A 20,809-nucleotide genomic window follows, 5' to 3' on the forward strand; every position below is an offset into this window, starting at 1 on the left:
ATGAAATACCGCCTGTTCCTTTTAAATGTGCTGTTGCTTCCTCTGTTCTTTAGCTGTAACCAGGGGCAGGAGGCAAATCAATCAGCCCTGTTCTGGCAAAAGGATGCTGCAGAAACCAACATCGATTTCATCAATCAGTTGCCTGACACCGGGCCTCTTAACTTAATGACGTACCCTTATTTCTACAATGGGGCAGGGGTGGCGGCAGGCGATGTGAACAACGATGGGCTTCCGGATTTGTTTTTTGTGCAGAACCAGGGAGAAAACAAGCTTTACCTGAATAAAGGTAAAAGCGAAAGCAGCTCTTTCTCTTTCCAGGACATTACAGCAGAAAGCGGCCTGAGCGAGTTCTCCGACTGGGAGACCGGAGTGACCATGGCCGATGTGAACGGCGATGGCTGGCTGGATATTTATGTTTGTGCCCTGGTAGATTTCAAGGGCTTGAAGGGCCATAACAGGTTGTACATGAACAATGGGGTAGATGCCAGCGGCAATGTCAGCTTTACAGAACAGGCTGCGGAATGGGGGCTCGATTTCAAAGGGTATTCTACACAGGCTACCTTTTTTGACTATGACCAGGATGGTGACCTCGACATGTATCTGTTAAACCATGCGGCAGAGGTAAATCTAAATTATGGGATCGCCGACATGGATAGGGAACAGAAAGATGAAAAAGTAGGCGATGTGCTCTACGAAAATCAACTCAATGGCATAGCAGGACAGGCGGGAAATGCAGCAGTTGCAAAGTTTAAAGATGTAAGCGAGCAGACTGGTATTTACCAGTCTCCGATGGGCATTGGCCTGGGGGTAGTGGTGGCCGACTTTAATCAGGATGGTTGGGACGATATATACGTAGCCAATGATTTTCACGAAGACGACTTTTGCTACATCAACCAGGGTGACGGCACCTTTAAAGAAAGCATTCGGGAGCGTTTTCGCTATCTGAGCCGTTTCTCCATGGGTTGCGATGCTGCCGACCTGAACAACGACGGCTACCCCGACCTGATGACGCTTGACATGTTCCCGGAAAACGAGGTGGTGGAAAAAACATCGATGGGAGAGGAAGCTTTCCTGATCATGAAGCACAAAATGGCTTACGGTTACATGCCCCAGTACAGCCGCAACTGCCTGCAGCTAAATCTATCGGGAGAGAAGTTCTCTGAGATTGGTTATATGGCGGGCGTGGCTGCAACGGATTGGAGCTGGAGCACGCTACTGGCCGACTTTGATAATGACGGACAAAAAGATATTTTCATAGGCAATGGCATTGCACGCCGCCAGAACGATTTAGATTTTATCCGCTATTTTTCCAATACTGCGCTCCACCTCCAGAAAAGCGAGAAAATTGACCAGGAACTCATTGAAGCCATGCCGAGTGGCAAGGTGCCTAATTTTATTTTCAGGGGCACCAAAAGCATGCAGTTCGAAGACAAGTCCCAGGAATGGGGTTTTGGCAACCCAACACTCAGCAGCGGATCAGTTTATACTGATTTGGATGGAGACGGAGACCTGGAACTGGTGACCAACAATATCAACGAACCCGCGGGTATCTATGAAAACCGGAGCCAGGAGCTTCATGGCCATCACTATCTGAAGGTAAAACTGCAGGGCCAGGGGGGCAATACTTATGGTGTCGGCGCCAAGGTGTTTGTGATGCATGGCGGAACACTGCAGTTTCAGCACCAGATGCCCACACGGGGTTTCCTTTCTTCGGTAGATCCTACGCTTACTTTTGGCCTGGGCAAGCAAACCAAAATCGATAGTGTATTGGTGCTCTGGGGCAATCAGAAAGCTCAGGTTATCAGGGAGGTTTCCCCCAATCAAACACTGGAACTGGCCCAGGCAAATGCTACCGTCAGTGCCGAACCTTATTATGCAAAGCTTTTTTCCAAACCGGAACCGCTTTTAGAGGAGGTCAGCACCGGCTATGCCCTGGATTACACGCACCAGGAAAACGACTATAACGATTTCGCCATAGAATCGCTCATTCCTTTTCAGCTCTCTACCGAAGGTCCTAGAATGGCAGTGGGCGATGTGAACGGGGATGGCCTGGAAGATTTTTATGTTGGCGGAGCCAGCAGGCAGGCAGGAAGCCTGTTTCTGCAAAAGGCTGACCGCCGGTTTGTGGCAGGCAATTCCGCCGCCTTTCTGGCCGATGCCGGCAGCGAAGACGTAGATGCCTTGTTCTTTGATGCAGACGGAGACAACGACCTGGACCTCTACGTAGTAAGCGCCGGCAATGAACATACAGCTAAAAAAGAACAGCTCCTCGACAGGTTGTATCTGAACGATGGCAAAGGAAATTTTACCCGTATGCCGGAGCATTTGCCCTTGCTGTACAGCAATACGAGTTGCGTGCGCGCCCATGACTTCGATGGCGATGGTGACCTTGACCTGTTTGTAGGCGGGAGAGTACAAAGCAAAGCATACGGCCATATTCCCGATTCTTATTTGCTGGTTAACGATGGCACAGGTCACTTTTCCGACCAAACCGAGCAGCTGGCACCCGGACTTAGAAAAGCAGGCATGCTCACTGACGCACAATGGGTAGATTACGATGGCAATGGCCTGACGGACCTGGTGGTAGTGGGAGACTGGATGCCTGTTAAATTTTTCAGCAACAACGGAAAGCAGCTGCAGGAAGTGAAAGAGGTGCCTGGCCTGGAGCAATCGAACGGTTTCTGGCAAACGGTGCAGGTTGCCGATTTTGATGGCGATGGTGACCCTGATTTCTTGCTAGGCAACCTGGGCATCAACAGCAAGTTGCGGAAGAACAACGGGGCTCCCTTGAAAATGCTTGTAAAAGATGTAGATGAAAATAAAAAACTGGAGCACATTTTAATGTACCAGCGCCAGGAGAAGTGGTACCCGGTGGCTAACAAGGAAGAGTTAGGAAAACAGTTGCCGCTAATGAATAAGAAGTTCAATTACTTTAAAGACTATGCCGGAAAAGCTGTAACCGAGATCTTTGATAAAGGCGAGATGGAGGGAGCGCTTGAGCTGGAGGTAAATCGCTTTGAGTCGGTGTACCTGGAGAACTTAGGAGGCGGTAAATTCAAGCAGCACCTCTTGCCAGTTGAGGCACAGGTATCCAAGGTCTGGGCTTTCCATGTGATGGATGTAGACAGCGATGGTCATCAGGATGTGCTGCTAGGTGGTAATTTCTGGGGAGTGAGTGCCTATCAGGGGCGCTATGATGCAAGCTGGGGTTTGGTGTTGAAAGGAGATGGTAAAGGCAACTTCAAAGCACTTTCCCCCACTGAATGCGGTTTCCTGCTGGAGGGTGAAGTGCGGGATATCAAATCAGTAAATACGCCGGCCGGCCCCCTGGTGTTGGTAGCCAGAAACAACCTGCCGATGCAACTATTCAATCCCCGTGCAGTGGCTTCCCCCGAGGGTTTGATGGCAAACCAGCGTGGTCGTAGTGCCGCTAAATAGTTGATAATGGTATAAGATGTTTATAAGTTTGTGTATGAGGAGCTTGTCGGGTTTGAAACAGAAACAAGAAGTTGAATCTATGAAAAAATTCAGTCTCAAGGCTTTTCTTATTTCTGCTTTGCTGCTTCTTATTCTTGCCATGCCTGCCTGCAAAGAGGGGAGCGTAGCAAAGTATGCATCAGCAGAAGCATACAATAAGGCTGCTGCCGATCCGGCACTGCTGCATGCCTGCACACAACAACTGACTGCCGTTATTGTACATGATGTGTTTAAGCCACCTGTGGCCAGCCGCATCTACGCCTATTCTTACCTGGCTGCTTACGAAGCACTGCGCTATCAATCAGAAGAACACGCTTCGCTAGCCGGAAAATTAAACCAGTTTACGACGGTACCAGCCCCGGACCCGGCAAGTGCTTATTGCTTTCCCCTGGCCGGTGTTACAGCTTTTATAAGCGTGGGCAAAGGCCTTACCTTTAACCAGGCTTTGTGGGAAGAGTTTGAGGAGGAGTTCTATAGGTCTTACCAGCAAATGGGTATGCCCGCTGAAGTGTACGACAAATCCATTGCCTACGGGCAGGAGGTTGCTGCACACGTGCTTTCTTATGCAGGGCAGGATAATTACAAAGAAACAAGAGCTTTCCGCCACACCATCAGCTACCAGCCGGGCGGTTGGGAACCCACTCCGCCTGTATTTGCCGAAGCCTGCGAGCCGCAGTGGAATTCCATCAGAAGCTTTACCCTCGACTCTGTCGCCCATTTTGCTCCTCCTGCGCCCACTACCTACAGCCTCGATACGAACAGTGCGTTCTACAGGCTTACAAAAGAAGTGTACGATACTGGCATTAACCTCCAGGAGGAACAAAAAACAATTGCGTATTTCTGGGATGATAATCCTTTTGTAACCAGCGTGAGGGGGCATGCTGCCTTTGCCGAAAAGAAGATGACGCCCCCCGGCCACTGGATAGACATTGCCAGAACGGTGTCTCAACAGAAAAAACAGGGAATGCTGGAGGCTGCCGAAACCTATACATTAACTGCTCTTGCCCTAAACGATGCCTTCATTGCCTGTTGGGATGCCAAGTACAAAACCGACAGAATTCGCCCTGTTACAGTCATCACCCAACATATTGATAAAGGCTGGATGCCTTTCCTGGAAACTCCCGGTTTTCCGGAGTATGTGAGCGGGCATAGCAGTATCTCGGCTGCGGCCGGGCGTGTTTTAACCCACACCTTTGGCGAAAATGTTGCTTTCACCGATTCTACAGAGTATGTCTATGGCCATGGAGTAAGGTCTTTCGCTTCTTTTGAAGAGGCCTACTGGGAAGCTTCTATGAGCCGTGTGTATGGGGGAATTCATTACCGCGACGGAGCGGAACAAGGCACCTATCTGGGTGAGCGTATAGGTGATTGGGTTTGGGCTCTTGCAAAAGGAAATAAACAGGAACTGCTGGCGGTAGAGTCTAATAAAGTACCAGTGCTGAAAGCTTCTACAGAATAAAAGAGTAGCTGTAAGCTGGAACTGCTAATCCTATATTTCCACGGCACCTTCCTGATTTGGAGCCCTAATAAAGCCTTATTTTAAGCATTCCTACAGGTGCCTGGTGGAGATGGCTACTTCGTTTTGGATAGTTTAGTACGCTGGTGCCTAAAGTGGTGTAGTATCATGCCAGAGGAGCAAATCTTATTCTTCTGTTTTTGTTTCGATGATGTTGTGAGTTGTGTAATAGGAATAACCTGAACTTGCAGCCACAGGTAGTGAAGCACTTATCGGTTTCTGTTTTAAAAGAACAGGTGATAGCCTGTATACCCCATCCAATGTAAGTTGACTGCCAAAGCAGCCCAAAGCAGCATATGCTGCTTTGGGCAATATCTCTTTCGATAGCTACCCAATATAAATAGGTGTCGGAGGCCAGCTACCAACAGCAGGCCAATGTCACTTCTTTTTTATAGCCGGAATGTTGGCTATAAATGAATGTATAATTATTTGCTAAGGTTGCTGTACGTGCTAATTGCTTACATAATAATACAATAAGGAGCCTGTTTTAGACTAAATTCATAAATTTTATTTAATACTATAACTTTATTATTTATATATAGTATGATTCACAGGAAACGTAGCCCTTAACGGCTCAACTGCTAACTTCTTCAAATTTAATTTATGATTGAAACTATTACAAAACGTAATAAGGCTAACGCGCCTAAAGTTAAACCTGCGAACAAACCTGTTGCAAAAGATAATCAGGTTACTACTCCCAAAGCTTTAACAGTTATACCCCTCATTTCTCTCCTTATAAATCAGGCAAAAGTAAATACTTTATTTTTGGTGTTGCTGTACCTGGTGCCCTTGGTTTGTTTATTATTGGTTTTAGGTACTAATATATTCGCCTCCATTCCTGTAGGTAATTTCACCAGGGAGCCTGTTGCCGTTGCCGGATTACCATTCTATGTAGGCTTCATCTCTAATATGGGAATGTTGTTTTGGTGTGCTGCAGCAGTATTATGTATTTTTAGCTGGCTTGTATTTCGTCAGAACGAAAGTGAAAAAACACTGTCAAGCTTTCTGCTTTACTTTGGGCTGCTCACCCTTGCCTTGCTCTTCGATGACTTTTTTCAACTCCATGACTATATATTTCTCTTTTACCTGCCAATATCTGAGAAACTCATTTTCTTATCGTATGGTATCCTGATGCTGTCTGGTTTAATTATTTTCAGGGACTATATTCTGATGCAGACAGATTTCTTTGTGTTTTTTACAGCCTTTGTTTTTCTTGGGTTGTCCATTGTGGTGGACTCACTTCAGCATCAGTTACAACCTTTTCTTGGAGAGGACATAAGAATTTTACTGGAAGATGGATTCAAGTTTTTTGGTATAGTAGGTTGGTTCGGTTATTTTGCGAAGGTGTGTCTGACAAAGTTCAGAGCTTCTGTGTAGTAGAGTTAGCAGTGACGTTATACATAGAAAAGCCCCGCTGAAATCAGCGGGGCTTTTCTATGTAAATCAGGTTATTTCTTACTTGTTACCGTCTACTTCTTCGTAGTCTACATCGGTTACACCGCCATCGCCGGCACCTGCGCCCTGCGGACCACCCGCCTGGCCGTTGCCGCCATCAGCGCCTGGGGCACCACCTGGCTGGCCCTGACCCTGCGTAGCAGCGTACATCTCCTGAGAGGCTGCACTCCACGCATTGTTCAGGTTCTCTAAAGCTTTGTCGATACCGGCTACATCTTTGGCACCGTGTGCTGTTTTCAGCTCGTTCAGCGCGTTCTCGATGTTTGACTTGTTGCCAGCAGACAGCTTATCGCCATACTCTTTCAGCTGCTTCTCTGTCTGGAAAATCATAGAGTCAGCTGAGTTCAGCTTCTCAATCTCTTCCTTCGCGCGCTTATCGGCTTCGGCGTTTGCTTCTGCTTCCTGGCGCATTTTCTCGATTTCCTGCTCGCTCAGACCAGAAGAAGCCTCGATGCGGATTTTCTGCTCTTTGCCCGTCGCTTTATCCTTCGCAGTTACGTGCAGGATACCGTTGGCGTCGATATCAAACGTTACTTCAATTTGAGGAACACCACGTGGCGCAGGTGGAATGTCTGACAGGTGGAAGCGGCCGATCGTACGGTTGTCGCGGGCCATAGGGCGCTCACCCTGCAGTACGTGGATTTCCACAGAAGGCTGGTTATCGGAAGCGGTAGAGAATGTCTCTGACTTCTTCGTTGGAATCGTTGTGTTAGACTCAATCAATTTGGTCATCACACCACCCATTGTCTCGATACCCAGTGAAAGTGGCGTTACGTCCAGCAGGAGCACGTCTTTTACTTCACCAGTTAATACACCACCCTGGATAGCAGCACCGATGGCAACTACCTCATCCGGGTTTACACCTTTAGAAGGCTTCTTACCGAAGAACTTCTCTACTTCTTCCTGCACTCTTGGAATACGGGTAGAACCACCCACCAGAATCACTTCATCAATATCAGAAGTTGACAGATTAGCGTCCTGAAGGGCTTTTTTGCATGGCTCCATTGAGCGACGAATCAGGTCATCAGACAGCTGCTCGAACTTGGCGCGCGTCAGCTTGCGAACAAGGTGCTTTGGCACACCGTCAACCGGCATAATGTATGGCAGGTTGATTTCTGTCTCGTTAGATGATGAAAGCTCAATTTTCGCTTTCTCAGCAGCTTCTTTTAAGCGCTGCAGTGCCATTGGGTCTTTACGTAGGTCAAGGCCTTCGTCTTTCTTAAACTCGTCAGCCAGCCAGTTGATGATGACCTGGTCAAAGTCGTCACCACCAAGGTGCGTGTCACCGTTCGTGGAAAGTACTTCGAACACACCATCACCCAGCTCGAGGATGGAGATATCAAATGTACCACCACCAAGGTCAAACACGGCAATTTTCTGGTCGATGCTTTTCTTATCAAGTCCGTAAGCAAGCGCTGCTGCTGTCGGCTCGTTGATGATACGCTTCACCTCAAGACCTGCAATCTGACCAGCTTCTTTTGTAGCCTGGCGCTGTGCGTCGTTGAAGTAAGCTGGTACCGTAATAACGGCTTCTGTTACAGTTGTACCTAGGTAATCTTCTGCAGTAGCCTTCATTTTCTGAAGCACCATGGCAGAAATTTCCTGTGGTGTATACTGTCTGTCGCCGATCTCAACACGCACGGTGTTGTTACCGCCCTGTACCACTTTATAGGATACCTGTTTTGCCTCTTCGCTTACTTCATTGTAGCTGTGGCCCATGAAGCGCTTGATAGAAGCAATTGTGTTTTGCGGGTTTGTGATCGCCTGACGCTTTGCAGGGTCACCTACTTTACGCTCGCCGTTTCCGTTGTCTAAGAAAGCAACGATAGACGGAGTTGTTCTGCGGCCTTCGCTGTTAGGAATAACAACCGGCTCATTACCTTCCATTACGGCAACGCATGAGTTGGTTGTACCTAAGTCAATACCAATTATCTTTCCCATTCTATAGTTTTATTATATAAATTTCTGATTTCAAATTTTTCCTGTTGTCTTTCTTATAACAACCCTTGTGCCAAGGGGGAAATAGCATTTTGTTTCTGTCAATATGTCACTTTCTGTTCTGCGGTCTTCGCTTTTGTCCGACTCATACCTGCACGGCTCTTTATAGACCGACAGAATTTCCTGCGTGGCTATAGGCTTAATGAACAATCAGAAGAGGCCCGGCTGTATGCCGGACCTCTTCTTGTCAAGGTGAATTCCAGGAGCTTTCTGTTTTAGAAGATTTAATTGGCTTTGTTAGCTGATGCAGAATCATATACTGCATCATTGCCTTCATACCTGAACCAGTCGAAGGTAGCTTTGTTGTTCGACGGTTTGCCCTGTGAGGTGGCATACATACCCAGCGTGGTGCCTACAAAGCCTCCGGATACGCGCGTACTTAAGAAAGTGCCGTCCACGTTGTCCTGCAGCAGTTTCCAGTCGCCTTCTTTCGTGCTATAGTAGAAGCTGATACTGCCTTTGTCAAATTCCGTTTTCAGGTAAAGTGGCTTGCCTCTTTCACTTCTGCTTAGCGCCTTCTCTGCCAGTACGGTGGTATTTGCACTAGTAGTGCTATCTCCTGCTTTCTCTGATTTTAACAGCTGCACCACTTCCTTTCCGTTAGAGATGGTTTTACCTAAAGCATAGTAGTTGTTCTCGCTCTGGAAAGCTGCTATACCCGCAAACTCGTTGGCGGATGTCGGCTTAAAGCTCATTTTTGTACTGGCGCTGCCCGTAACATGCTGCTGCCTTCTGGCAACAAAGGAGAGGTTCTCTGAACCGGATAGGGTGGCAGGCTGCAGGTTCAGGGTCAGGCTCCCGGCTGGCTCACGCAGGCTATACCATGGGGTGAGGGGCGTACGCAGGAACAACCAGTAGGAGGGTAGCTTGTTTTCCTTAAAATCTTCCTGTTGCACAAAGTTTCCGCTCAACGGAAACGTTGGTTTTTCCCCTGCTGGCAGGTTCGGGCGCTTGTAGGAATATTGTACCTCCTCGAAGTCAGCATTGATGATTGGCCAGCCGTCTTTCCAGGTAACAGGTGCCAGAAAGGTTTCGCGGCCTATGTTGTAGCTGTCTTCTGTGTCATAGGGGCGGGTGGCTAAAAAGATAGCCCACCACTCGCCGTTTTGCGTTTCCACCAGATCGGCATGGCCTGTGGCGGATATGGGGTTCTTTCTGTCGTTCGGTAAATGGCGCTGCGTCAGGATGGGGTTGTTTTCGTACGGTACGTATTCTCCCATCACGTCTCTGCTCCTCAGGATTACTTCTGAATGATTCACGCTGGTGCCGCCTTCTGCCGCCATCAGGTAATAGTAACCGTCTTTTTTATAAATGTGCGGCCCTTCAATCCAGACTGGTTTTGTAGAAATATCCACACCTCCATTCACCAGTATCTTCGGAGCGCCTACGGTTTTCATATTCTTGTAGTCGAATTCGATGATACGGATAGTGCGGTGGCCATCGTAGAGCGGCTTGTTATCAGGCGCCTCGCTGTTGTAGGTGATGTATGCTTTTCCGTCCTCATCAAAGAAAATGGAAGGATCTATGCCGCTGACCTCCCGAAGCCAGTTTGGGTTAGACCATGGACCGGCCGGGTCGGTGGCCGTCACAACAAAATTTCCGCCGTTATCTATGAGGGTGGTCACCATGTAAAAGGTGTCCTCATGATGGGAGATAGCAGGAGCAAATATTCCCCTGGATGCACCCAAGCCATCCAAATCTAGCTGCTCAGGCCGATCCAGAATGTTGCCTATCTGGGTCCAGTTTACTAAATCCTTGCTATGGAAAATAGGCACACCCGGAAAGAAGGAGAAGGAGGAGTGAATCATGTAATAATCATCTCCCACACGGGTGATACTTGGGTCAGGGTAAAAGCCTGGCAGGATAGGGTTTTGGAACGTATCCTCATTCTGCGCAAAAGAAGGCGAGCTGGCTAGGTAGAAAAGGCAGCACAGGCATAAAAAGGCTTTCTGCAGCATGTTGTTTCGTCGGTTCATAAGTATACAATGTTTTATAGGCTGATTAGAAAAAGTCTCCGTGGCATTTCTGCCAACGGAGACTTTTGTTTACTGATTTGCCTTTTCAGGCTGGTAATAGCTTTCCGGTGGCCCTAAGTAGGATGGCTCGAGTCCGCCTGTGTCTACCACAATCTTTTGCAGCACCACACCCGGGTCTACCATCCAGAACCTGAGTACATGCTCTCCTGGCTTGTCTATCTTGTGGGTGGATGTCTGGATGTTGATATTGTCAGCTACCCACTTATTCCAGGCACCTTCCGAATCTTCTTTGTGCATGTTGATGATTTGCGGCTCCGCGTCATCAATGGATACAGCGAATTTCAGGCCTTCAGAAGCGTTGAAGTTGAGGGTAGGAGACAGGTAGGCGTGTACCTTCACCTCACCTGCGTTCAGCAGGTGCATGCGGTATTCTAAGCGTGGGCTGTCGCCCCCTGGCTGCTGCGTTTCGGCTGTTACCGGGAAAGGTGACATCGCTGACATGGTCTTGCCCAGGTCCGGGATAAGCTGCCATTCGATGGTGCCTCTATCTACGGCACGGGTGTAATGCGCCGCTTCCATAGATACGTATCCGTTGCTTTCTACAAATCCTTTCACCACGCCGGGCTTTAAATCAACAGGGTTGTTTATAACCGCCTGTACTTTTACAGTCGTGTTGTTTGGCCCGGTAATCGTAATCGGAACCTGCTGCACGCCAGTTGGTGCCTTTTGCCAGTCTACGCTTATCAGCAGCCGCTGCTCCTTTTCCACAGTGCCTTGCATAGACGAAACATTTAGCCATGGAGCCCCGGACTGCACTTTATAAGTGAAAGGATCCTTGCCCTGGTTGAACAGCTCGATGTAATGCGTTTGCTGACCGAAAGGTGTAAATTCAGGTAGTTCTGCCTGTCCTTTCTCCCTTGGCCACCAGGTATCAGAGCCTTCCACAGCTACACCCATTTTTGCTCCGGATGCCACATTCACCAGTTTCACAGTTGGCATTACATCTTTCTCCGGTTGCTGCCAATAGGTATAGCTGATGTGTGTCTGGTCCATCATGTGGCTCCACTTGCCGTCAGCTAATTCCTCATTATAGTATTTCATCAGCGCCTGGTCTTTCTCGAACAACTCACGCACCTTAGCAGCCATGTCGTTGGCAGCGGCACGGTTCTGCTTTGCATAGAGATGGTTTTTGCCTGTGGTAATATGCAGTTCGTTGAGGTTAGCAGAAGCCTTTGCCGGGAACAGCACCAGTTGATAGAAAGCATCCTTGTACCCGGCAGGCATCTCCTGGTAAATCTTCTCTGCTTTCTCCACCAGTTGGTTGTACTCTTCCACCACGCGTTCCGCTTCCCTGTAGTTCGTCAGGCTATACGTTTCTGGTGATATCAATTCCGGCTTACGGCGGCCGTTGTACTTGGAGTAAGTCGCCAGGATTTCCGCAATAGGTTGGGCATACTGGCTTCCGAACTGCTCTTCTGCCCAGGTTACAGTATATTCCTGCAGACGTTCCGCCGGCCACTTATCCGGGTTCCAGGCATAGTCCATGAAGAACTCCAGCGGGAACTCCATTGGCTTAATGTCACCTACGTTCACTATCCAGATGCGGTCGGCACCGTACTTGTGCGCCATGTGCATCTGCTCCCACACCCTCGGAATAGGGTTTGTGTTCAGCCATTTGTAGTTTCTCGGGCCACCTACATAATCGTAGTGGTAGTAAATACCATAGCCACCGGAATGCTGCTTTTCGCCCGGCTTCGGTAGCTTACGGATGTTGCCCCAGTTATCGTCTGCCAGCAGCAGGGTCACATCATCCGGCACACGCATGCCTCTGTCGTAGTAGTCCTGCACTTCTTTGTAGAGCGCCCAGATTTGCGGCGTTTCAGAGGCTGGCTTGCCGGTTACGTCGGCAATGATTTGGCGCTGGTCGGCCACAATCTGCTCCAGCAGCGCAATGTTGCTGCCTTCAGACATTGGTTCATCTCCGTCGCCGCGCATGCCTATGGTCACAATGCTTTCGTTGGTGCCCATGCGCTCCATACCTTTTCGCCAGAACTCCTGCAGGTTTTCTTTGTTCGTGTTGTAGTTCCAGGCGCCTTTGCCATAGCGTCTCCACTCGTCGTGGGCGCGCGTTAAAGGCTCGTGGTGCGAAGTACCAAGCACCACGCCATACTCATCTGCCAGGGGTGCGCTCAGCGAGTCGTCGTCATAGATGGCATTTCCCCACATGGCTGGCCAGAGGTAATTGCCCTTCATGCGTAGCAGGAGCTCAAATACTTTGTCGTAGAATTTGTGGTTAAAGCCACCGAACTTCTCTTGGGACCAGCCGGAAAGCGCCGGAGCCTCATCGTTGATAAAAAAGCCTCTGTACTTGATGGCAGGCTCTCCTTCTGTGTGGCGCCCCGGCAATACATAAACATTCTGCTTTTGCTTTACCGGCACATCGGCCCACCAGTACCAGGGCGACACCCCGATTTCTTCTGACAAATCATACATGCCGTAGATCGTGCCGCGCTTGTCGCTGCCTACAATTACCAATGCCCGGTCTACACCGCGCATTGGCTTTTCCACCACCTGAATCAGGGAGGTTTCCCAGCGCCCGGCTATACCTGCTACGTCCAGTTTTTTATCCCGCACTAGTTTGTCGATGAGGGGGCTTTTGCCCAGTGTTCCCACCAGCACAATTTCCTTTGCCTTCGGTGCTTTCTTGCCCACCGTCAGCTGAGGCTCCGCATTAGTTACCTGCTTAATGTCTGCCTGCAGGTGCTTCGCCACCCGGGCAACACCCGGGTAATCATCGGCACTCACATAAATAGGAGCAGATTTGCCATTGGCAGAAAGTGCGAAGCGGTTTAATCCTTTTTCTGTAGCGATGTAGGAGGGAACGTCGTCAGTAGCTGCGGCGGCAAGTGGGCCTGCCAAAGCAAACACAAATAACAACACCAGGCAGAGCGACTTTGGCCACTGCGCTGGCTGTGCGATGCGGCGCAGAGAACGCAGCCTCCAAGAAGAGTAAATTGAGAAAGATATTTTCATGATGATACTGTTTTAGGGAGCTGCTATTCAAAGCGGCTCCTGTTTTTAGATTGCTGCCTGCTTCATTTTAGGCGACAGGAAGTGCATGATCAGCCAGGCCACTACATAGGCGCTGCCGCAGATGGTGAAGATAATATTATAACCGGCAAGAATGTTGCCAGCGTTTTTATAATAGTCTAGTATAAATCCGATGAACAGCGGGAAAAGTGCACCTCCCACAGAGCCTGCCATGCCCCCGATACCTACCACCGAACTCACAGCCTTTTTCGGGAACATGTCGGAAACGGTGGTGAAGATGTTGGCGCTCCAGGCTTGGTGTGCCGCTGCTGCTAAGCTGATGAGGCCAACTGCAATCCAGATCTCGGTTGTGTAGCGTGCTGCCATAATAGGCACCACCAGCAGCGCGATGATGAACATGGCCGTTTTACGCGCCCTGTATACTGCCCACCCTTTCCGGATAAAGTAGGAGGAGAGGTAACCGCCGCCTATGCTGCCAATGGTAGTGGCAGAGTACACAATCACGAGGGGCAGGCTTGGCTTGCTCAGGTCAAGGTCAAAGGTGGTGCTGAAGTATGACGGTAGCCAGAAGAGAAAGAAATACCAGATAGGGTCTGTGAAGAACTTCCCGGCGATGAACACCCACGTTTGTCTTATAAACAGCAACTTTCCCCACTTTACAGGCGTCTTGTCCGCTTCAGCCCCGGCATCTTCATTGTCACTGTGAATGTATTCATACTCTGGCTGGCCCAGGCGCTTTTGCCTGGAGGGGATTTCATAGAATATGAGCCAGAAAACCAGCCATACAAAACCAACCGCTCCTGTTACTATAAAAGCTTCCTGCCAACCATAAGCCCCCAGCATCCAGGGTACAAAAATCGGCGCCACCACAGCCCCTACATTTGCCCCGGAGTTAAACAATCCTGTTGCCAGTGCCCGCTCTTTCTTCGGGAACCACTCTGCCACCGTTTTAATGGCCGCCGGAAAGTTACCTGCCTCTCCAATACCTAATGCAGCCCTGGCCACGCCAAATCCAAAGGTAGACCGCGCTGCGGCATGAAACATAGCCGCCACACTCCATACTACAATAGAAATGCTATAGCCCATCTTGGTACCTATTTTGTCGATAATCCTTCCGAAGATCAACATGCCCAGGGCATAGGAGGCGGTGAAAGCCATTACAATGCTACCATAGTCGCTTTCTGTCCAGTTGAACTGCTGCTCGAGTGCAGGCTTCAGCAAACCAATGATTTGCCTGTCGAGGTAGTTGATGGTGGTGGCAAAGAAAAGCAGGGCACATATCGTCCAGCGATATGACCCAATCTTTGCTCTTTTGGTGATTGGCTCTGTTGTTAAAGGTGCTTGCATGGCAGGTGGTTATGCTTTAAATGGGGAAGTAGTTTTTTGCGTTGTAGTAGCAGATGTCCTGCACCATTTTACCAATCCAGGGGATGTCGGCCGGCAGCAGGCCCTGCGCAATGTCGTTGCCGAACATGTTGCACAGCAGTCTCCTGAAGTACTCGTGGCGGGAGTAAGACAGGAAGGAGCGGGAGTCGGTCAGCATACCGACAAAGCAGCTGATAAGCCCCATGTTAGACAAAGCATTCATCTGGTCCTGCATGCCCTCTAAATTATCGAGGAACCACCACGCGGAGCCAAACTGCATCTTGCCCTTAGTGCCGGCACTTTGGAAGTTACCTACCATAGTAGCAAAAGCGGCATTATCAGCAGGATTCAGGTTGTAAATAACGGTTTTGGTAAGCTTGCCTTCTTTCTCCAGGGCATTGAAAAATGCAGCCATGGCCGCAGCCTGTGAAAAATCGCCAATGGAATCGTAGCCGGTATCAGGGCCATTTACCTGCAGCATACGGCTGTTGGTGTTGCGCAGCGCCCCCACGTGGAACTGCTGCACCCAGCCTTTCTGGTGGTACATTTTGCTAAGTTCCAATAATACAAAAGCAGTGAATTCCTCCTGGTGAAGGGCCGCCTCACGGTCATCGCCACTTAATACTGCCGCAAAAGCTTTCTCCAGGTTGCCGCTGCTTTTGCCCACGTAAGGAAGGCTGCTCAAACCATGGTCTGAAATGCGGCAGCCGTGCTGATGGAAATAATCTACCCTGCTTTGAAGGGCCTCTAATAAAGTGTCTATACTTGTAATAGAGGTTTGGCTTGCGTCAGCGAGTTGCTGGAGGTAGGTTCTGAAAGCCTCTCCACCACTCAGGTTTAAAGCTTTATCCGGACGGAAAGAAGGCAGCACTTTCACCCCGAAGGAGGAAGCTGCAACCTGTTGATGATAGTTCAGGCTGTCTACTGGGTCGTCGGTAGTGCCCACCATCTCTACCTTGAAATGCTCTAGTAAACCCTGGGGTGAGAACTCCGGCTTCTGCAGCAATTTGTTACAATGCGCATAGATCTCAGAAGCATTGGCCTCTGATAGAAGCTCTGTTACGCCAAACGGGTTCTTCAGTTCCATGTGCGTCCAGTGGTACAGCGGGTTGCGCATGGTATAAGGCACTGCCTTGGCCCAGGTCCTGAACTTCTCTTCGTCGGTAGCGTCGCCGGTAATATACTTTTCGTCTATCCCGAGTGTCCGCAAGGCACGCCACTTATAATGGTCGCCGGCCAGCCAGATGTCCGTCATGTTGGCGTAGGGCTTGTTTTCGGCGATTGCCTCCGGTGATAAATGGCAATGGTAATCGATGATGGGTAAGTCTTTGGCATAATCATGGTATAGTTCCTTTGCCGCATTTGACTGCAGCAGGAAGTCATCGTTCAGGAAACTGCCTGTCTTCTCTTTAGCTGACTTCTTTACACCATCTTTCTTTAATAAAATATCTTCACTCATAAGTTCTCTATCTACTGCTCATTGACTTCTCAATTCCCATTTCTAATCCGCGCAGCTCTGCCAGCCCGCGTAAGCGCCCGATGGCGGAGTAGCCGGGGTTCGTTACTTTGTGCAGGTCGTCGAGCATCTGGTGCCCGTGGTCGGGGCGGAACGGAATAGGCTGCTCACGATCTTTGTTGATAGCGACAAGTTCTTTCATTACGCCATACATGTCCACATCCCCTGTCAGGTGATCGGACTCATAGAAGTTTCCGGTAGGATCTTTTTTTACATTCCGCAGGTGGGCAAAGTAAACGCGGTGGCCTACTGCCTTCAGGATATCCACTGGGTTGTTATGCGAACCTGCACCCAAAGAACCGGTACAGAAGCAGATGCCGTTAGGAGCACGGTCCACCCTTTCCATAATGTATAAAAGGTCTTCTTTGTTGGAGGCAATGCGCGGTAATCCTAAGATAGGGTAAGGCGGATCATCTGGGTGAATCGTCATTTTAATACCAGTCTCTTCACAAACATCCATGATAGATTCCAGGAAGTAAGCCAGGTTCTCACGTAAACCAGCATGGCCTATGTTCTTATATATTTCGATGCTCTCAGTTAAGTGTTCCAGCGTAATAAATCCTTCCATAGGAACACCCATTCGAATGATTTCGCTTAGATCATCTAACTGCTGCTGTGAAGAAGAGGCGAATCTCTCTTTTGCCTGTTGCACTACCTCTTCTGCGTAATCCAGCTCAGCTCCCTTTCTCTTTAAAATGAACAGGTCGAATACCGCCAAATCTGCCCAGTCAAAATACAGCGCTTTGGCGCCATTCCACATTTCTAATGCCAGGTTGGTGCGGGTCCAGTCGAGCACCGGCATAAAGTTGTAGCACACAGTGCTGATGCCAGCCGCCGCCAGGTTGCGTAGCGATTGGCGGTAGTTTTCCAGGTACATTTCGCAGTCGGCATTTCGGGTTTTGATAGCCTCGTGCACCGGCACGCTCTCCACCACCACCCACTCCAGGCCAGCTGCCTCTATGATGCGCTTGCGCTCCTGTATTTCTTCCAGTGGCCAGACAGCGCCATGCGGTATATGATGCAATGCAGAGACAATACCTGTGGCACCCGCCTGTTTTACATCCTGTAGCGTAACGGGGTCGTTAGGCCCGTACCATCTCCAACTTTGTGTTAATGACATGCTTTGCTTGATAGTTTTAGTGTGTTTTGAATAGGCCTACAATTTAACTGAAGCCATTGATAATAGATAACAGGTTTAAAATAGTTTAAGCAATCCACGTGGAAAATAACCTCCAAATGAATTGCCTAAACTAAACCTGTCTGTTTTTACTGTACAATCACTTTTCTAACCGTTACTTCGTTGTTGCTGATGAGCCTGATAAAGTAAATGCCCGGCTTCAACGTCAGGTTATTGCTGATGGTGCTGCTGTTCATTTGCTGCTCCACCAGCTTTCTGCCTCCCGCATCTACAATCTGGTAAACAGGCTTTTTAGTGATATCAAAATCAGCTACCGCTACCGTGAACCTGCCTTCAGCAGCTGGGTTAGGATATACATGCAGCGCTTCTGCCTCTATGCCTTTCAGGTTGCTTACACTGCTTTTACCCGCCAATGTAACAGTTGCTTCTTCCTTGCCAATGCAATCGCCGTGGCCCAGGTGAGCAGGTACAGCCTCCTTTGCTATATGAATAGTCTTGCCTTTATGGGCGACGTAAATCTTCTTCGGAATAGTGATGGTCACTGTCTCTCCAGCGCTTGTGCTAAAGCCATCATTCACTTTTACTATCAGGGTATATGACGTTTGGGTGAAATCCAGTAAATCAGGTCTGGCTATAGAAATTGCTCCTGTGGCTGCCTCTATCGCGAAGACAGAAGCTCCTGTTCCGCCCGTAATCTGCCAGCCCTGCAGGGTAGTATTCGCATCCGCATCTGTTGCTGCTACTGTGCCTACTACATTGCAGGTGGCTATTTCGCTTAAGCTAAAGTTCTGCCCAACTGTTACGACCGGTATGTGAAGGTTGGTGTTGCTCTGAATATACTCCTGAAGCCAAACAAACGCCTCGCGTTCAGCTCCGTTGGTATAGGCTAGGTAAGCACCTTGCTCTGTTCTCCAATGTCCCGGGCGGTAGCCCCACAACGTGATGCCTTTCACGGCCGGGTGCTCCCAGAACACAGGGAATATCCGCTGATATTCTGCTAACTGTACGGCGTCTGTTCTACCGTCAATATCAAGTTCTGTGATATAGATAGGTAAGCCGGTTGCAGCATAATTATCCAGGATTTGTGTTAACAGTTCTACGCTAACTGACCTGGTTGAGAAGGCGTGGCCCTGTATGCCAATGGCGTCGATCAGGTTTTCTGCCTGAAGCAGGTTGATGATGTTCAGGTAGCGCTGCGCATTTTGAAGTGAATTTTCAACGCTGTAATCATTCAGCATCAGGGGAGTGTCCGGGAAATACTTACGTGCCAGTTTAAAGGAGTTGATCACCCAGTCCCAGCCGGTAGTACCGCTGCCGCCAAGGGCTTCCATATAGCCTCCGCTTCCTGGGTCATTCGGATCTTGTACAGGAGGGTCGTTTGTCGGCTCGTTCACTACCTCCAGGAAGTCTATGTCAGGGTAGCGCTCGGCCACTGCTGCAAACCATTCTTCTATCTCTTCCAGTTGCTCTGCAGGTGATAAGCTCTTGATCCAGGTAGGCTGCTGGTTGCCCCAGATCAGAACGTGCATGCGGAAAGGGAAACCATTGTCTTTGGCCAGTTCGTAGGCGGCGTCCAGTTCCGTCCAATTCATTACATCACGGGTTGCTTCTACTGAACCCCACTTACCGGCGTTTTCGGCTACTACCTGGTTAAAATAAGCTGTAAAGTTTGGCAGCTGCGAGGCGCTATACACACTTCCCAGGAACTTTGGCTGACCTGTGGCAATAGGAGGACCGGTTGGGGTGTAAGGCTGCGGAGCAGGTGTATCGTCCACACTACCCAAAATTGACACATTGTCGATATAGAAGGTGCCTGCCTCCGGGAAGTTCAGCCGCAGCTGCAGCCCTTCCTCCTGGGCCGTAAAGGTCCATTCATACTGTTTCCAGGTATCAGTGAGTTCAAAGTTCTTTGACGCATAGGTGTCTGTCTGTTGCACTACTGTAATATTCTTGCCTGCCGTTGCTGCCTTCGCATAGAAGGTTAAGGTATATTCTGTTCCTGTTACAGAAGGCCAGGCATCGTTTACCGCCTGGATATTATAGGCAGCACCTCCTGCCTGGGTAATGCTCACTTTCATGGCCCTGCTGCCACTCTGCACATCTGAAGTCTCGGCGGTGAAAGCACCTACGCCGCCGCCGCTTACCTGTGTCCACCAATTGGTGAAGCTATCACCTGTGCCGTTCTCAAAGCCGCCATTTGTCAGGAGCTCTTTGGCCTGTACTGCAGAAGGAATAAAGATATTGTCGATGTAGAAAGTGCCTGTGCTGAGGAACTGGAGCTTCAGTTCCATGTTGTCTGCCTTTGCGGTGAATGTCCACTTGTACTCTTGCCAGGTGTCTGTAAGTGTAAAAGTTTGCTCATCATAAGCGCCACCAAGCTGCAGTACTGTCTTAAAGCTGCTGCCGGCGGTAGCGGCCTTTGCCCAGAAGGTTAAGGTATACTCCTTGCCTGTTACGGATGGCCAGGCATCATTTACCGCCTGTATCTCCCATGGGTTAGAACCAAGCGCTGCAACGTCTACTTTGAGGGCTCTGGCGCCATCTTGTGCGCTGCCCGTTGCAGCAGTGAAGGCAGCTGAACCGTTTCCTGCACTGGTCCACCAATTGGTGAAGCTGTTCCCGCTGCCGTTCTCAAAGCTCCCGTTGGAGATCAGGTTTTTTACCTGTTCCTGTTGGGGGATAGTGATGCCATCTATATAAAAGGTGCCTGCATTCGGAAAGTGGAATTTTAGTTGTAGCTCCGCCGCCTGGGCCATAAAACTCCACTCATACTTTTGCCAGGTGTTGGTTAAGGTAAATGTTTTTTCCTCATATGCATCTCCGACCTGTTGGATCATTTTAAAAGAGCTTCCGCTTGTTGCCGCTTTTGCCCAGAAGGTTAAGGTATACTCTTTGCCTGTAACAGAAGCCCAGGCGTCATTCACTGCCTGCACATCCCAGGCATTTGCCCCGGGAGTGATGACATCAACTTTCAGGGCTTTACTGCCTTCTGCCTTGTCTTCTGTCACAACCGTAAAACTGGCGTTAGTACCACTGGCGGCCTGCGTCCACCAATTTGCCAGGTCATTCTCAAATCCGCCGTTGGGGATAAGGTTCTGCGCCCGGGAAGTGAAACTTCCTAAAGAGGCAAACAATAAAATTAAGAGTACAACCTTCTTCATATAATAATAAGTTAGAGGTGATAAATAATTGAGTTACATGTTTGACTTGTGGGTGTTTTATTGTGTGAAATAGGGTTAAGTGGGAGCGGTAACAGAAACAATATAGTTTGAAATAAGGGCGGTAGAACAGGCAGCGCCTGTCGTTTTGGATTCGAT

Annotated in this window: 10 protein-coding genes; 3 read left to right on the plus strand and 7 right to left on the minus strand. The window is 49.3% G+C overall.

Annotated features, from left to right (window positions below; genetic code table 11):
• From DXT99_RS13570 to DXT99_RS13580, 3 genes are all read left to right on the plus strand, one after another.
• Positions 1–3,438, plus strand: coding sequence for a VCBS repeat-containing protein (locus DXT99_RS13570; RefSeq protein WP_115566102.1), 3,438 nt, complete (start codon positions 1–3; stop codon positions 3,436–3,438).
• A 79-nt stretch (positions 3,439–3,517) separates the two neighbouring features.
• Complete coding sequence (locus DXT99_RS13575; protein ID WP_181885126.1) at positions 3,518–4,936, plus strand: vanadium-dependent haloperoxidase; 1,419 nt, start codon at positions 3,518–3,520, stop codon at positions 4,934–4,936.
• 660 nt (positions 4,937–5,596) lie between these two features.
• On the plus strand, positions 5,597–6,370 hold the full coding sequence (locus tag DXT99_RS13580; RefSeq protein WP_220273390.1) for a hypothetical protein: 774 nt from the start codon (positions 5,597–5,599) through the stop codon (positions 6,368–6,370).
• A gap of 78 nt (positions 6,371–6,448) precedes the next feature.
• On the opposite strand, the gene dnaK is transcribed toward DXT99_RS13580, so the two are convergent.
• The 7 genes from dnaK to DXT99_RS13615 form a co-directional block, all read right to left on the minus strand.
• A complete protein-coding gene (gene dnaK / locus DXT99_RS13585) occupies positions 6,449–8,389 on the minus strand; it encodes a molecular chaperone DnaK (RefSeq protein ID WP_115566103.1) in 1,941 nt (646 codons plus the stop codon).
• Between the two features lie 281 nt (positions 8,390–8,670).
• Positions 8,671–10,422, minus strand: coding sequence for a glycoside hydrolase family 43 protein (locus DXT99_RS13590; RefSeq protein WP_246000724.1), 1,752 nt, complete (start codon positions 10,420–10,422; stop codon positions 8,671–8,673).
• Positions 10,423–10,491: 69 nt separating this feature from the next.
• Entirely contained in the window at positions 10,492–13,455 is a 2,964-nt protein-coding gene (locus tag DXT99_RS13595) for a glycosyl hydrolase 115 family protein (protein WP_115566105.1), read from the minus strand.
• A 45-nt stretch (positions 13,456–13,500) separates the two neighbouring features.
• Entirely contained in the window at positions 13,501–14,820 is a 1,320-nt protein-coding gene (locus DXT99_RS13600; protein WP_115566106.1) for an MFS transporter, read from the minus strand.
• 16 nt (positions 14,821–14,836) lie between these two features.
• The gene (uxaC, locus tag DXT99_RS13605; RefSeq protein ID WP_115566107.1) at positions 14,837–16,297 is read right to left on the minus strand and encodes a glucuronate isomerase; all 1,461 of its coding nucleotides are present in this window, start codon (positions 16,295–16,297) and stop codon (positions 14,837–14,839) included.
• A gap of 7 nt (positions 16,298–16,304) precedes the next feature.
• Positions 16,305–17,474, minus strand: coding sequence for a mannonate dehydratase (uxuA, locus tag DXT99_RS13610; RefSeq protein ID WP_115566108.1), 1,170 nt, complete (start codon positions 17,472–17,474; stop codon positions 16,305–16,307).
• 146 nt (positions 17,475–17,620) lie between these two features.
• Positions 17,621–20,653 (minus strand): endo-1,4-beta-xylanase, encoded by a 3,033-nt coding sequence (locus DXT99_RS13615; protein ID WP_115566109.1) that lies wholly within the window; start codon positions 20,651–20,653, stop codon positions 17,621–17,623.
• Positions 20,654–20,809: the final 156 nt, after the last annotated feature.

Source organism: Pontibacter diazotrophicus (genome assembly GCF_003367245.1).
Taxonomy (GTDB): domain Bacteria; phylum Bacteroidota; class Bacteroidia; order Cytophagales; family Hymenobacteraceae; genus Pontibacter; species Pontibacter diazotrophicus.